Below are 13,431 nucleotides of genomic sequence, written 5' to 3' on the forward strand. Positions count from 1 at the left end.
CTGCAACTGTAATACCCGCCTATCGTTTAGAGACAACAGGTACGGCGGCACGAGCAAAACCCACTGAGTTGTAGGGCCCAGTAGTACCTGCATGCAACACTAAAGAACGGGTATATGCAAGAAGAAATCCGCAACTCTTCAACTGATCTGTTTACGGTCCTTAACTACTACTGGGAGAAGTTCCTGTTCCTGCTCCCCAACATTCTGCTTACCATCGTTATTTTTGTTGTGGCGGTGTGGCTGGCTGGGAAGATCAGGAACTGGCTGGAGGGCAGGCTAACGACTAAAGCGCACGATGAGATCACCGGCAGGTACATCGCACTGGTTACGCGGTGGGTCATTATCTTTATCGGCCTGTTGCTGGGCTTGCAGGCGCTGGGCCTGAGTGGCGTGGCCGGTGGCTTGCTGGCAAGTGCAGGCTTATCTGCTTTTGTGATCGGGTTTGCCTTCAAGGACATTGCCGAGAACTTTCTGGCTGGCCTTATCCTTGCCTTTAACCGCCCTTTCGAGATAAACGACACCATAGAGGTAGAAGACACGACCGGGAAAGTGCAAAACCTGCACCTGCGCACCACCCACATCCTCACCTTCGACAGCCGCGACGTGTACATCCCGAATGCCAAGATCCTGAGTTCCAAAGTAACCAACCTGACCCATAACGGCCGCATCCGGATGGATTTTATAGTAGGCCTTGATTACAACAACGATGCTCAGGAGGCCATCGACCTGATTGAAAAGACAGCTTTGGGCGTTGAAGGCGTTTTACGGGAAGACCCGCCCTACGCCACCGTTGACGAACTCGGCGTGAGCACGTTGAACATCAAGGTATTTTTCTGGGCCGAAACCGATGATTACAAAAAAGGGGTTGTGTTGCTGAAAGGCCGCATCATGCAGGCTGTCACAAAGGCCCTGTTGGATAACGGCTTCGGGCTTCCGGCTAACATACAGGAGCTCAAGCTTTACGATTACCAGCAAGACCTGCCCATCCGTATGGTGGAAAAGCCGGTGCAGGAGTAAGTTCAGGGTACTGTAGGCCGCCAGTGGCAAAGAAGAAAAAGGAAATGAAACAAGTGAGGAGAATCGGCATGTATTTTAACTAGCAGCTGCTCCTACTCCCGGCTAAAACTCATTTCTCTGGCCTACAGGAAAAGTAACTGAACATACGCCGGCACAGCCTTAACATCACACGCCGGATTTACCTATAACCTGGCATCCACTGGCGCGGGCCTGCAGCTCGCGCCAGTTTTTTCCGACTGGCTATACCTTCAGCACAAGCAACGTTGCGCGCAAAAAGCGGGCACCAGCCAAAGGAAAGTCTAGTCACAGCCGGCCGCTCTCTTTGGCTTGCTCATAGTCAGCCTGATCGAAAACCTTAACTCCGCTAAAGCCGAGCTGTTTATACTTTAGCAACCGAAACATGTGTTTGTCGTCCGGATAATCGGCATAATAGTCCAGTTGCGCTACCCCTTCTAACGTGCTTCCTTCGGAGACAGGACGCATTTTGCGCCGGCGAAACGTCTTCTGGATTTTTCGGAAAGTGTTGCCTGCGTAAGCGTTATATAAAATGCGCGAAGGGCTGGCATCGTTGTAGTAAAGGACACACCAGGCCGTAGCTCCCTCACCCGTTTTACTTGGGCTATAAGCCCATACCGCCTTGCCCATCAGCTCATCCGTTGGTTTGCTGTCAGACATAAACTTCCAGCCTTTTCTGGAAAGCTTTTTGTCTGCCTCGGCAACGTCCATTTCTCTTAGCTTCTGCAGGTTTCGGAGCGTAAGGTCTTGGGCTAGTGCCGGAGCAGAGAAAGCTACCAGGAAAAAGCAAAGGAAGCGTAGTTTCATAAGAGACGTAGGATACCAGTGATTAAATATAGTATAATAATTGGAAAGAGCTGTTCCGCAAGCGCTCTCCCCTACTGCTCCGCCTCTGCCCGTTACGCCGGCCATCGCGCATAACCTTTAAGCTTCTATCTAGTTAAAGTATAAACCTGTGCACAAAGCACCGCAACCTGTATATCCACAACCCAAAAACAAACTTATTATGCCATTTATTGAAACGGAAGATGTCCAGAGAAACGAAAATGTGTACCTCAACTACCAGGACCACGGCGATGGACAGCCGGTGATCCTGTTACACGGATGGCCGCTCAGCCACAAGATGTGGGAACACCAGGTACAGGCCTTGGTAAATGCCGGCTTCCGCTGTATTGCCTACGACCGCCGCGGCTTCGGCGACTCCGACCGCCCCTGGCGCAACTACGACTACACCTCTCTTGCCCAGGACCTGCGCGCCCTGATAGAGCAGCTGGACCTGCGGGACTGTATCCTGGTGGGCTTCTCGATGGGCGGCGGTGAGGTAGTGCGCTACCTGTCTATGTTCGGCAACGACCGGGTAGACAAGGCTGTGCTCATCAGCTCGATTATCCCTATCGTGAAAAAGACGGACGATAACCCGGACGGAGTTCCCGAAGACAAACTGAGCGAGATCATGGAGGCCCTGAAGACGAAGCGGGTCACGTTTCTGGCTGAGTTCGCAAAGCAGTTCTACAACTACAGCGACAACAAAGACACGGTGAGCGAAGAGAACCTGAAGTATGACTGGGCCATTACCTCTGCGGCATCGCCCCATGCGACCATTGAAACAGCCAAGGCCTGGGCAAACACTGATTTTCGCCGGGAGTTACAAAACGTGAGGGTGCCCACGCTTATCATACACGGCGATGCCGACCAGATCGTGCCCATCGAAACCAGCAGCGAGCAGTCTTCCAAAGAGATCCGGGATAACAAATACATTGTTGTGAAGGATGGCCCGCACGGGCTGTTCCTGACGCACAAGGAAGAGGTGAACAGTGCCCTGCTCGACTTCCTGAGGCGGTAGAAGCGTTTCGGACACTATACTTAAGGCTGGCAGCGCCCTTGCATGAAGCAAGGGCGCTGCCCTTTATAGGGTAGGTTATACTATGCTCAGGCGTTGCAGAATGGCTTTACATGGTGTTGCCGAGGTAACCACTACATGGTGGGGCGTGTGCAGCGGCACCTCCAGAAAGTCTCCTGCGGCCAGGTGGTGGACGGTGTCTCCCGTCGTGAACCGGCAGGCCCCTTCCAGAATCAGGAAACGCTCATACTCATCATGGTGGATCTCCTCTTCGGACCTATCCTTTACCCACAGAATGGCTGTTGTGGACTTTGGGGTATAGCCAATAATCTTGGCATACATGCTATCTGCACCGTCGGGCATTACGGCATCTTCTCTGTTCAGCCATTTCGCATAATCGCTAATGCGGGAGTCGGGGGTTAAAATGGGCGGCGACTCTGGCAGCTCCCCCTGCTTCATGCGCTCCAGGTAATCTATGGTAGCTAAAAGCAGAGTTTTAACCGTACGTCGCGGCTTTACGGCATGTGCCTGTGCATAATGCTCCATTGCCAGCCGGGTCTGCTCTATTTCCTGCTGCACCTCAGGGTGGGCGGCGGCCATTTCTTCAACGGCAAGCACCTCCTCCGGGCTGGCAACACCCATCACATACAGTTCCAAAACCCCGGATTCTATAAACGCTGTAATAGGGTTCATACTGGCTTCTCTGCTTTAAGATAGGTAAATGCTCTTTTTAAAACTACTCTCACTTCCGCTTCGGCTATACCCAGTTCCGCTGCTGTCTCGGCGCAGGTGCGGCCCTTCAGGTAGAGCTGCTCCAGCACTGCTTTTTCCAGCGGAGCAAGGCGACAAAGGTCCTCCTTTTTGATAGGGCTGTGCTGCAAAGATACACTTTTATTTTCCTGCAAAGCGTTCGGCTTTGCCTGGGTGTTTTGCGTGTTGTCTTTTAAGGTCTCGAGCGCCACCTCCCGGGCGATGGCCAGGCTCCAGGTGAGCAGCCTTTCTTTAGCGCCGTCATAGCGCCCGATGCGCGTCCAGATCGCCACAAAACTATTTTTCAGCACTTCTTCGGCTACATCGGCATCCTCTACGATCCTGCTGATAAGGCCCATCATCACGGGAGCATAGGCATCGTAGAGTTTGGCTAACATTTCCTGATCCCCCTGCCGGATGGCAGCTATCAGACTTTTTTCCGTCTCACCCTTAAGATTTATTCCTGGCATACTGGTTCCACACTGGCAGCACCGTCTTAGGCGAAGGCGGCCGGCATTTATGTTAATGGTACAAAAAGCGCTAACGCTATCCCGGCTTGTGCCGGAGAATCAATACGCACCGCTACGTAATAATACGTAATCCTTCTCAAATTTCTGCTATTAATTCTACCCAATACCCTTCCATCAGCGGAAGCAAAGCAATCCTTTCTTTAAACTGCCTGCCATAAGGCTTTAAATCGGCAGGAAACGACACGCTAAGAGATGCTTATGCGTATTTAACACTGTTGTATCTCTTTTCAGGGCAACAGCCATGGTCTTGAGGAAATCATATATGCTAGCAGCCTTTGCCGTTCTCCTGCTGATCGCGCTTCGGCTGGCACTGCCCTACCTGGTGAAGGACTATGTGAACAGGACCCTGGAGGGGCTGCCCGGCTACACGGGCCATGTAGCGGATATTGACCTGCACCTTTACCGCGGAGCCTATGCCATCGACGGCCTGGTGCTGGAAGAAGAGGGCGGCAATCCCGATCACCCTTTTCTAAGAATTCCCCGAACCGACCTCTCCATCGTGGGGAGGTCGTGATGGAAAGCCCCGAGGTGAACTTGGTAGAGGCGAACGCGGACACTGCCTCCAAAGAGGAACCTACCCGGGCGCATTGGTCTGAGGTGGTAAAAGACCTGATGCCGATGACCATCAACCGCTTTGTGGTGAACAACGGCCGGTTGGCCTACCTTGACTTCAGCAAGAAACAGCAGATAGACCTGCACCTGTCTGAACTACAACTGGTGGCCTTGAACCTGGCCAATGTGGAGGAAGCCGCCAACGAATTACCCTCTACAATACACCTAACGGCAAAATCGGTGGGCGGTGGCGCCCTGAAGGGGGACATGAAGGCCAACCTGCTGAAGGAGATACCCGATTTTGACATGAACATGCAGCTTACCCACGTAAACCTGACCAGCATAAACGATTTTATCAAAGCGCACGGCAAGTTTGATGTGGAGCGTGGCCGTATGGACGTGTACAGCGAGCTGCAACTTAAAGACGGCCAGCTGGACGGATACATAAAGCCTTTTTTTGAAAACGTGAAGGTGCTTAACTGGGAAAAGGACAAGAAAGAGGGAGGTCTTTTACAGACAGCCTGGGAGGCCATTGCAGGTTTGTTTGTTGAGGCGGCAGAGAACCAGCCACGGGACCAGATCGCCACCAAGGTTCCGATCAGGGGCAATGTGAAACAGCCTGATACCGACGTCTCCGCCACGATCTTTAACCTGCTGCGCCATGCTTTCATCAAGGCCTTTAATAAGGGCATAGAGGCAGAAGCAACTGCTGCCGAAGAAGAGGAATGAGCCACAGCAGGGCTATGTTACCGGCTCTCCGGTAGGCTCAGGCGGCAGGCGGTAAATGCCCCGGAACCCAGGCGTGAGTGGCGCTTTTACCACTCTGCCTCCTTAGCTTCTTTTTCTGCCTAACCGCGTACTTCCTATCGTAAAATCCTTATATTTATACGTGCTTCCAACACCTAACCCACCTAACCTAACGACCATGAAAAACCTTTACACGACGCTGGCCCTGGGGCTGGTCCTGCTCCTGCAGGCTTGTTCCCCATCAGCAGACCAGGCTGCCTCTGAAAACGCCACTTCTCAGACTGCCTCTCCCGAGCTGGCAACTTACCTGGACTACTCCGGTACAGAGACTGAACTCAGCGGCGGCGCCCGCAGGATCACCATCACCACCCCGAAAGGCGATTTTTACGTCTGGACGAAGCGGGTGGGCAACAATCCTACCATGAAAGTGCTGTTGCTGCACGGCGGCCCCGGCGGCACCCACGAGGCCTTCGAGTGTTTCGACAGCTATTTACCCAAAGCCGGCATAGAGTATTATTACTACGACCAGCTGGGCTCCCACTACAGCGATCAGCCCAACGACACCAGCCTCTGGAACATCGACCGTTTTGTGGAAGAAGTGGAGCAGGTGCGACAGGCCCTGAACCTGGATGAGCGTAATTTCTACCTGCTGGGCCACTCGTGGGGCGGCATCCTGGCCACCGAGTACGCACTCAAGTACCAGCAGCACCTCAAGGGCCTGATCATCTCGAACATGGTGTCGAGTATACCGAGCTACAACCAGTATGCCGACCAGGTGCTGGGGCCGCAGATGCCGGCTGAGGTGCTGGCCGAGATAAAGCAGATAGAGGCTAAAAACGATTTCGCGAACCCGCGCTACATGGAGCTGCTGCTGCCGTACTTTTATACCCAGCACGCCCTGCGCATGCCGCTGGAGCAATGGCCGGACCCGGTGCTGCGCATGTTCGACCACATGAACCAGACGGTGTACGTGCAGATGCAGGGGCCGAGCGAGTTCGGTATCCGGGGGAATGCCTCGCTCCTTAACTGGGACCGCTCCAAGGACCTGCCCCGCATCAAGGTGCCTACGCTAACCATAGGGGGCCAGTACGATACCATGGATCCCAAGCACATGGAGTGGATGGCCACGCAGTTTCCGAACGGCCGCTACCTGTACTGCCCCGAAGGCAGCCACATGTCCTTCTACGACGACCAGAAAACGTACTTTAACGGCCTGGTTGATTTTATAAAGGATGTAGACAGCGGAAAAGTGACGCAGTAATACTCTTTCTCAGGAAAGCGTGACAGGCTGCTGGCATTTCGGCTTTTCAAGCTATAGGTTGAATAAGCGGTGCTTGCGCCCGGGCAGCTGCCAGGCCGCAAGCACCGCGGCTCCTCCGCACTGGCGGGGGAGCCGCGGTGCAGGTTTAAGGCCTCCTCCCAAGCTCCCACCTTCTTATGCCTTCCGTTGCCTGAACTGCTCCTTTAGCCCTTGCTGCCAAGCTGTTCACTATATATCTCAGTTTCTTATACTTTCTGTCCTAAAGAGAGCTTACCTTGAGTAAGTTCTGCCAGGTAGTATTTGCACATTAAAACTTGAGGTTATGAAAAACAAACAGCTCTATACCGCGCTGGCCGTGTTCGTGGCCGTTGCGCTATTTACCCACTTTTCCAGTGGCCCTGCCACCGTGGCCGCACCGGCTGGCTCTACCCCTCAGTTACAGTCAGATCAGGAACTAATTAAACATGGGGAGCGGCTGGTGATGATCGCCGGTTGCCACGACTGCCACACGCCCAAGAAAATGACAGACAAAGGACCTGTCATGGACTTCTCCCGCGCCTTGTCGGGGCACCCGGCACAGATGCCGCCGCCTGATGTTAACCGCAAGGAAGTTGAGGAGAAAGGCCTTGCCGTTACCCAAACATTAACTTCCTGGGTGGGGCCCTGGGGAATTTCCTATGCCGCCAACCTCACCTCCGACCCCACCGGCATCGGCAACTGGACTGAGAAGCACTTCTTCACAGCCATCCGCGAAGGCAAGCACAAAGGCCTAGAATCCGGCCGCATGCTGTTGCCGCCCATGCCCTGGGAGATGCTCCGGCACATGACGGACGAAGAGCTGCGGGCCGTCTACACGTACCTGAAATCCACCAAGCCCATTAAAAACGTTGTGCCGCCAGCGCAGCCGCCGGTATCGGCAGCACCCGGCAAATAAAGGCTCCTGCCGTAGTTTTCCGCTTGCGGGGCAAAGGTGGCGTGCCACCTGAAGGCATAAGGTTTGGGTTGGTTTACTGCTTCACCGAAGCGATCATGAACGACTGCACAAGCAGGGTATCGCCTGTCTGCAGCAGGTTCAGACCCTCGGGGTCAAAGGCGTTAGAGGTACCCACTGTTACCGTCGCTCCGTTCGGCCTTTTAAGGGTGATGAACATGCGGTGCATGTGCAGCCCCTTATCTTTGAACTCGCCGTAAAACCGGCTTCTTGTTTTGTAGGTATAGGCATAGCCCGTTGCGGGTGCCAGCTCCTGTTTCTCGGTTCTGATAGGTTTATACTTGGATAGGCCCTCCAGTAAGTCGCTGAGGTATACCTGGCTTGCAGGCACCATTACGCTGCCCTCCTCTTTACTCGTAAACAGCAACACTTTTCCTTCCTGCTGCACATCCAAGGCATCTGTAGTCCCGTCTGAGTTCGTGACCTCTGCCTCTCCCGCAGAGAGTAGGGTCAGGAGTTGTGTGGCGCTTACGGGCTCCTCCTTGTTCTCCAGAAAGTACCTCTCGCCCCTCTTTTTGGCAAAAGCATGAATCACAGCCTGGTCTTTTACCTCCCCGACACTGGTGAACATGTAGACAGGCGTGGTGTTGTAGATCGTCTCGCTCTTGTAGGTGGCCGGGTATGTTATACCGGGGGAAGCGTCCTCCTTATCGCAGCTTGTGAAAAGGAAACAGGAAAGCAGGATAAAGCATGTTTTCTTCATATAAGTTTGTTTATATAGCTTTTCAAGTATAGCGCTAATCGTTATATTTTCCACACATCCTGAAAAGTATATTTCCTTGCCTCCGCAACTTCGTACTGGTGCCTTTCTACGCGCGGGAAGAGACCTGGCGAAACGGCCTATGGTGCCGGGGCTAGATCCGTGCCTGGTACGTGTACAGCTGGTAATACCTCCCCTGCCTCTCCAGTAGTGCTTCGTGCCTCCCCTGCTCTGCAATGCGCCCCTGCTCAATCACCAGGATCTGGTCGGCCTGCCGGATGGTGCTGAGGCGGTGGGCGATAACGAAGGTAGTGCGCCCCTGCATCAGGGTTTTGAGGCTGGCCTGTATCAGGCTCTCGCTCTCGGTGTCGAGGTTAGAGGTAGCTTCATCGAGAATAAGTATGCGCGGGTCGGCAAGTATGGCCCGGGCGATGGCAATGCGCTGCCGCTGCCCGCCCGAGAGCTTCACGCCACGCTCCCCGATGCGCGTGTCCAGCCCCTCGGGGAAGCGGCTGGTAAACTCCTGCACGTGCGCTGCCTGCACGGCCTGCATCAGCTGCGCTTCCGAGGCATTAGGCCGTGGGAACAGGATGTTCTCCCGGATCGTGCCCTCAAACAGAAAATCGTCCTGCAGCACTACACCCAGCTGGCTGCGGTAGCTCTGGAGGCTAACGGTCTGCAGGTCGTGCCCGTCCACCGTAATCGTGCCGCTGTCAGGGTTCAGGAAAGAAGCCGCCAGTCCCGCAATCGTGGTTTTGCCAGAGCCGGAGGTGCCTACCAAAGCCGTAACAGAACCGGCCGGTGCCCGGAAGCTGATTTCCTTCACCACGTCCTTCCCGGTTTCATAGGCAAAAGAGACGTTGTCAAACACGATGTCGCCATGAATGGAATCGAGCTGCAGGGTTCGATGGCCGGTGGCATCCTCCAGCGGCGAGTTCAGGATCTCCTGCGTGCGGTCGAGGCCGGCAAAAGCCTCGGTAAACTGGCTTCCGATGTTGCTCATCTGCAGGATAGGCGCAATCATGAAACCCAGGTACAGCGTAAAGGCCAGGAAATCGCCGAAGGTCAGCTCCCCGTTCATGATCAGGTAACCGCCGATGCCCATGATGCCCGCCGAGGCCAGGCCCAGCAAAAGCGTCGCGGCCGAAGTGACCATACTGGTGGTGATCAGGCTCTTCTTCACGTTCAGGAACAGCCGCGTCACGCCATCCTCAAAAGTCCTGATCTCCTGCTCCTCAGCGTTAAAACCTTTGATCACGCGCACCCCACCCAAGGTTTCGGTCAGGCGGCCGGTTACCTCTGCGTTGATCACCCCGCGCTCCCGAAAGATAGGCCGAATCTTGCCAAAGGCCTTTAGAGAGATCAGCCCGAATATCGCTACCGGTATCAACGCAAAACCGGTCATCAAAGGACTGATGTAAATGAGCAGCACAAGGCAGATGAGGGAGGTCAGCACCCCGCCTACCATTTGGGCAAAGCCGGTGCCCACCAGGTTCCGCACCCCTTCCACGTCCGTCATGATGCGCGACACCAGCTCGCCGGTCCTGGTGTTGTCAAAAAAGCGGATGGGCAGCTGGATGATGTGCCGCTGTACCTTAGCCCGTAGCTGTGAGATCAGGTGCTGCGCCTCCACGCTCAGGATCTGCGTAAGCGCAAAGGAGGTAACCGACTGGACCACGATTGCCGCCACCACCGCCCCGATGAGCCACCACAGCATGGTGCTGTCGTTGTTCGGGATCACCTCATCTACCAGGTACTTGCTTGCCCCCGGCAACACCAGCCCCGCTATCCTGCTGATGACGATCAGTACCAGCCCGATGAACAGGTACTTCCTGCGGGGCCAGATAATGGTTTTGAAGACCTGCGCGACGCTAACGTTCTGAAGTTTCTTTGATTTTGGCATGGGTATCGAGGTAATAGCAAGTATAAAGGTAGTTATTTTTGCCCTCCCTGTAAGCTATTTGGCAACCCGGACTTTACGATTGAATAAGCCCTCCCTGCTGCTTCCCCGGCGAGCTTCTTTAAAACCGTTCCCTGCTCCTTATCTTCTCAGTTTCTGCCAACGCCCACACCCTTCCAGGGCATTCCCTACCTCAAGCCCTTGGCCTGCAATAGCTGTGGCTCGGTTACCGATGGCCGCTCCTTTTTCTCACCACCTATAGCCATGACTTACAGCCACTTCTGCACCTCCTGCATACTTTTATAAAATTTCCGATGAACCTTGTCTTAGGCAACACGTACTATGGTTGCAAAAAGGTTTAAAACATCAGCTAATTCACTATCGAAACACCTCTCCTCTAATTGCCATTTTTCACCCTTATTGTATTATTCTATGAAAAAGCTTTTTATTATACCTTTATGCTTTTCCCTGTTTTTTACCTCTTGTAACGATGAGGAAGAGGCTGTGATACCAGTGGTTTCGGAGCTGGATGCTGATATGAGAGGCGACTGGACAAACACGGCGGTAGAGCGGGTATACTACTCTACCAGTGACGAGGTAATGTATGCCGATACCTCAAAGCGCCAGGCAAACTTCCATTTCGACGGTCAGAAAATGACGGTGACACTGCCCGGCAGCTCTGACAAGGATGTATGGAAATACAGCTTCCCGGACCCCAACGACTCCACCTATATCCGCCTGCAACGAGACACCGCCACCACGGATTACATCATCACCAGCATGTCAGGCAACGAGATGATCTGGGTAGACGAGATAGACTGGGCGGGTTATCCGGAGGAGGTTCCGGACGAGGAGAAGACGACCTCCCGCCGTGGTGTTTATACCTGGAAATTTGTTCGAAAGCAGTAAGGTCTTAACCGACAGCAAATACTTTAAAGGCACGGGCATTAAACCCGTGCCTTTTTGATGCCCGTGCCTTATCCCCTAGCCAGGCGGTACAGCAGGATCAGCACGCTAAGAAGCACGATAGAAGTATAGATCTGCTTGTTGTACCTGGCCAGCCAGTTGGGGAGGTATATGTCAAAGTTATCCCGGGTAGAGGCAGAATACCTGCGGGCTACGACCGTAATGGGGCACATGTTCCTGAAAGCCAGCAACACAAGTCCCTCCAGCGCAATCAGGCCGAGGCAAATCCACACCCACCTGTTAATTCTGTTCGTTAGCACGGCATACAGCAGGTAAAATATCACGACATTGAAAAAGACCCAGATCAGGGTATGCACCACCTTGATCAGGACCAGCATGCTGCTGCCCCCTTGCCCTCTTCCATCCTTCCCTTCCGCCTTCATCATCGTAACTCTTACTGTTTATACTTTAAAAACGGCGTAACAGGCTAAAGACATCCTGCAGCTTTTTGTTACCGTTAGTAAGAGAAAGCACAACTCCTAAAGCCATGAGAGTAAAACACATAAAACATCTCCTGTTATCGCTGGCCTTGCTCAGCGCATGCTGGCTTACCGGCTGCCGCACAGTAACGGCACCTGCCGATGGAACCGTACCAGGAAGCATGGCTCCTCAGCGGGTGGATATCAGAGGAAGCGTTGTATCGAGCCGTTACAGCGAGGGGCAGGTGGTACTGGAGGTAGAGAATTTCATGCCTTCCGTCAACTCACGCTACGACCGGGCTTATGTACTGGTACAACCCACTGCGCAGATGCTCGGCGTCGACGGTCAGCCGATCAGTGTCAGTGAACTGCACCAGGGCCAGAACGTAGCGATCCTGCTAAGGGGCGGCGGCCAAGGAACACGCATAGGCGTGGGCATTGCACGCAAGCTCTGGGTTGAAGAAGGCTTGTGAGCAACTTTATACTTTGGCAGGCAAAACAGCAAGACAACTGCTAGGTTCCCCTGCGCTTTCTCCTCTTACCGGAAGGGTGTCCTCCCCCTGTAAACTGGCTTGTTTCCCCTGCCACCCGGCAAGGTTTGCCTTGTGCTGAGCGCGGGCACCAGCTGTGAATAGTTAAGAAAGTACATGGATGCTAGCGCAGCTGTAAGACACGTGCGGATCTGCTGACGGGCTTGCTTTAAAGCAACAGTAACGAGACACCTACCTCTTGTAAAACAAAGCAGCCGCTGCCCTGAGGGCAGCGGCTGCTTTTGCTAAGTTCTATTTACTTTCCGTTAGAATCCACCAAATTCCCTGGTGCCTCTGTCGGTATTGTGCGAGGTGCCTTCCCTGCCGCTGTTGCTGCGCCCCCCGTAGGTGCCGCCTCCCATGGAGCTGGTGCCACCGTAGTTTCCTGAAGAAGAGCCGTAGACCTCGTTTCCGAACGCACCGCCGCGGTGGCCGCCCGAGTAGCCGGTGCCGCCGCCATAATTGCTGCCCCCGTAGGAGCTGCCAGTGCCGTAGCTATCGCTATAGTTGCGCATGCCGTAGGTGGTATCCGGCACCCCGCGGTTAGAGCCCGGGAAGGAGTCTCCCATGCTGCCGCCGCGTCCATATCCGCCTGTGGCGCCACCGCCGTAGTAGGACTGATTATCTCCAGCCCCTCCTCTGTTCCGGTCGCTGTTCAGGGTGTTGTAACGGTCAGAGGTGCCGGCGTAGCTGGAAATGCCGTAGCCTTGCCGGATGTTGCCGCGCAGGTCACGGTCGCTGCTGCTGCCCCAGCCCCTGTTTTCCTTACCTTGGTAGCTGCGGTAGTCGTCCTGGTAATTGCTGTACCTGTCGCGGTCGCGGTTGTAGCTATCCGGATAGGTGCTGCCCCGGCCGTGGTCGCTCCAGCGGTTCTCGCCACTGTTGCTGTAGCCGCGGCCCTCCCGGCTAAGGCGCTCATAGGCATTGCCCATGTCGCCCTCGTGGTAGCTGCGGTGGGGCTGGCTGCGGTCGTTGTCCCAATGGCCCCTTTCGCGCTGGTAGTGGCGCTCAAAATCATTCGTCAGGTTTCTGGCACTGTGGTAATGCTCATCGTTTCTATAATCTCCGTAACCACTGTAATCGGATTCGTAACGCTCTCTTTCGTGTCTGTTCATAGCTTTTAATATAGGTTACACATAAATTCACTTCCCTTTAAACGAGGATGTGGCCCATCGGTTTAAACCAGGTTCATTCGCTTGCCTCTCCCGCTTTA

At 54.3% G+C, this 13,431-nt stretch carries 15 protein-coding genes; 8 read left to right on the forward strand and 7 right to left on the reverse strand.

All coding sequences use genetic code 11. From position 1 onward, the window contains the following. Window positions 1-114: 114 nt before the first annotated feature. The gene (locus PXG97_RS07385) at window positions 115-1,017 is read left to right on the forward strand and encodes a mechanosensitive ion channel family protein (protein WP_276497109.1); all 903 of its coding nucleotides are present in this window, start codon (window positions 115-117) and stop codon (window positions 1,015-1,017) included. A gap of 303 nt (window positions 1,018-1,320) precedes the next feature. On the opposite strand, the gene PXG97_RS07390 is transcribed toward PXG97_RS07385, so the two are convergent. Continuing rightward, window positions 1,321-1,839 carry a hypothetical protein gene (locus PXG97_RS07390; protein WP_276497110.1) on the reverse strand — a complete coding sequence of 173 codons (519 nt, stop codon included), beginning with the start codon at window positions 1,837-1,839 and terminating at the stop codon, window positions 1,321-1,323. Window positions 1,840-2,038: 199 nt separating this feature from the next. On the opposite strand from PXG97_RS07390, the gene PXG97_RS07395 reads away from it, so the two are divergent. Further along, the gene (locus tag PXG97_RS07395) at window positions 2,039-2,875 is read left to right on the forward strand and encodes an alpha/beta fold hydrolase (RefSeq protein ID WP_276497111.1); all 837 of its coding nucleotides are present in this window, start codon (window positions 2,039-2,041) and stop codon (window positions 2,873-2,875) included. A 75-nt stretch (window positions 2,876-2,950) separates the two neighbouring features. Here PXG97_RS07395 and PXG97_RS07400 read toward each other — a convergent pair whose 3' ends face one another. Next, window positions 2,951-3,565 (reverse strand): cupin domain-containing protein, encoded by a 615-nt coding sequence (locus PXG97_RS07400; RefSeq protein ID WP_276497112.1) that lies wholly within the window; start codon window positions 3,563-3,565, stop codon window positions 2,951-2,953. Next, window positions 3,562-4,020: an RNA polymerase sigma factor gene (locus PXG97_RS07405; RefSeq protein ID WP_276497113.1), complete on the reverse strand. Its 459-nt coding sequence runs from the start codon at window positions 4,018-4,020 to the stop codon at window positions 3,562-3,564. Before PXG97_RS07405 ends, PXG97_RS07400 begins: the two co-directional genes overlap by 4 nt. Before the next feature lie 394 nt (window positions 4,021-4,414). On the opposite strand from PXG97_RS07405, the gene PXG97_RS07410 reads away from it, so the two are divergent. From PXG97_RS07410 to PXG97_RS07425, 4 genes are all read left to right on the forward strand, one after another. Then, a complete protein-coding gene (locus PXG97_RS07410) occupies window positions 4,415-4,666 on the forward strand; it encodes a hypothetical protein (protein WP_276497114.1) in 252 nt (83 codons plus the stop codon). Continuing rightward, window positions 4,666-5,433 (forward strand): DUF748 domain-containing protein, encoded by a 768-nt coding sequence (locus tag PXG97_RS07415; protein ID WP_276497115.1) that lies wholly within the window; start codon window positions 4,666-4,668, stop codon window positions 5,431-5,433. Before PXG97_RS07410 ends, PXG97_RS07415 begins: the two co-directional genes overlap by 1 nt. 196 nt (window positions 5,434-5,629) lie before the next feature. Next, window positions 5,630-6,712 carry a proline iminopeptidase-family hydrolase gene (locus PXG97_RS07420; protein WP_276497116.1) on the forward strand — a complete coding sequence of 361 codons (1,083 nt, stop codon included), beginning with the start codon at window positions 5,630-5,632 and terminating at the stop codon, window positions 6,710-6,712. A 322-nt stretch (window positions 6,713-7,034) separates the two neighbouring features. Continuing rightward, window positions 7,035-7,646, forward strand: a complete 612-nt coding sequence (locus tag PXG97_RS07425; protein WP_276497117.1) for a c-type cytochrome — start codon at window positions 7,035-7,037, stop codon at window positions 7,644-7,646. Window positions 7,647-7,719: 73 nt separating this feature from the next. On the opposite strand, the gene PXG97_RS07430 is transcribed toward PXG97_RS07425, so the two are convergent. Further along, entirely contained in the window at window positions 7,720-8,406 is a 687-nt protein-coding gene (locus PXG97_RS07430; protein WP_276497118.1) for a hypothetical protein, read from the reverse strand. A 151-nt stretch (window positions 8,407-8,557) separates the two neighbouring features. Beyond that, window positions 8,558-10,306 (reverse strand): ABC transporter ATP-binding protein, encoded by a 1,749-nt coding sequence (locus PXG97_RS07435; RefSeq protein ID WP_276497119.1) that lies wholly within the window; start codon window positions 10,304-10,306, stop codon window positions 8,558-8,560. Between the two features lie 429 nt (window positions 10,307-10,735). Between PXG97_RS07435 and PXG97_RS07440 the strand changes: the two genes are divergently transcribed. Further along, a complete protein-coding gene (locus PXG97_RS07440) occupies window positions 10,736-11,212 on the forward strand; it encodes a hypothetical protein (protein ID WP_276497120.1) in 477 nt (158 codons plus the stop codon). A gap of 68 nt (window positions 11,213-11,280) precedes the next feature. Here PXG97_RS07440 and PXG97_RS07445 read toward each other — a convergent pair whose 3' ends face one another. Continuing rightward, window positions 11,281-11,655, reverse strand: coding sequence for a hypothetical protein (locus PXG97_RS07445; RefSeq protein ID WP_276497121.1), 375 nt, complete (start codon window positions 11,653-11,655; stop codon window positions 11,281-11,283). A gap of 101 nt (window positions 11,656-11,756) precedes the next feature. Here PXG97_RS07445 and PXG97_RS07450 point away from each other — a divergent pair, with 101 nt between their 5' ends. After that, the gene (locus tag PXG97_RS07450) at window positions 11,757-12,161 is read left to right on the forward strand and encodes a hypothetical protein (RefSeq protein ID WP_276497122.1); all 405 of its coding nucleotides are present in this window, start codon (window positions 11,757-11,759) and stop codon (window positions 12,159-12,161) included. A 323-nt stretch (window positions 12,162-12,484) separates the two neighbouring features. Here PXG97_RS07450 and PXG97_RS07455 read toward each other — a convergent pair whose 3' ends face one another. Next, window positions 12,485-13,333: a hypothetical protein gene (locus tag PXG97_RS07455; protein WP_276497123.1), complete on the reverse strand. Its 849-nt coding sequence runs from the start codon at window positions 13,331-13,333 to the stop codon at window positions 12,485-12,487. Between the last annotated feature and the right edge of the window lie 98 nt (window positions 13,334-13,431).

The organism is Pontibacter litorisediminis, from assembly GCF_029360645.1.
Classification (GTDB): Bacteria; Bacteroidota; Bacteroidia; order Cytophagales; family Hymenobacteraceae; genus Pontibacter; species Pontibacter litorisediminis.

What these genes read in the sequence shown, in the direction of transcription:
- PXG97_RS07390 (WP_276497110.1), bottom strand. Translation starts at nt 1,839, where the DNA reads ATGAAACTACGCTTCCTTTGCTTTTTCCTGGTAGCTTTCTCTGCTCCG.
- PXG97_RS07430 (WP_276497118.1), bottom strand. Translation starts at nt 8,406, where the DNA reads ATGAAGAAAACATGCTTTATCCTGCTTTCCTGTTTCCTTTTCACAAGC.
- PXG97_RS07385 (WP_276497109.1), top strand. Translation starts at nt 115, where the DNA reads ATGCAAGAAGAAATCCGCAACTCTTCAACTGATCTGTTTACGGTCCTT.
- PXG97_RS07410 (WP_276497114.1), top strand. Translation starts at nt 4,415, where the DNA reads ATGCTAGCAGCCTTTGCCGTTCTCCTGCTGATCGCGCTTCGGCTGGCA.
- PXG97_RS07450 (WP_276497122.1), top strand. Translation starts at nt 11,757, where the DNA reads ATGAGAGTAAAACACATAAAACATCTCCTGTTATCGCTGGCCTTGCTC.
- PXG97_RS07405 (WP_276497113.1), bottom strand. Translation starts at nt 4,020, where the DNA reads ATGTTAGCCAAACTCTACGATGCCTATGCTCCCGTGATGATGGGCCTT.
- PXG97_RS07455 (WP_276497123.1), bottom strand. Translation starts at nt 13,333, where the DNA reads ATGAACAGACACGAAAGAGAGCGTTACGAATCCGATTACAGTGGTTAC.
- PXG97_RS07400 (WP_276497112.1), bottom strand. Translation starts at nt 3,565, where the DNA reads ATGAACCCTATTACAGCGTTTATAGAATCCGGGGTTTTGGAACTGTAT.
- PXG97_RS07435 (WP_276497119.1), bottom strand. Translation starts at nt 10,306, where the DNA reads ATGCCAAAATCAAAGAAACTTCAGAACGTTAGCGTCGCGCAGGTCTTC.
- PXG97_RS07395 (WP_276497111.1), top strand. Translation starts at nt 2,039, where the DNA reads ATGCCATTTATTGAAACGGAAGATGTCCAGAGAAACGAAAATGTGTAC.
- PXG97_RS07440 (WP_276497120.1), top strand. Translation starts at nt 10,736, where the DNA reads ATGAAAAAGCTTTTTATTATACCTTTATGCTTTTCCCTGTTTTTTACC.
- PXG97_RS07420 (WP_276497116.1), top strand. Translation starts at nt 5,630, where the DNA reads ATGAAAAACCTTTACACGACGCTGGCCCTGGGGCTGGTCCTGCTCCTG.
- PXG97_RS07445 (WP_276497121.1), bottom strand. Translation starts at nt 11,655, where the DNA reads ATGATGAAGGCGGAAGGGAAGGATGGAAGAGGGCAAGGGGGCAGCAGC.
- PXG97_RS07415 (WP_276497115.1), top strand. Translation starts at nt 4,666, where the DNA reads ATGGAAAGCCCCGAGGTGAACTTGGTAGAGGCGAACGCGGACACTGCC.
- PXG97_RS07425 (WP_276497117.1), top strand. Translation starts at nt 7,035, where the DNA reads ATGAAAAACAAACAGCTCTATACCGCGCTGGCCGTGTTCGTGGCCGTT.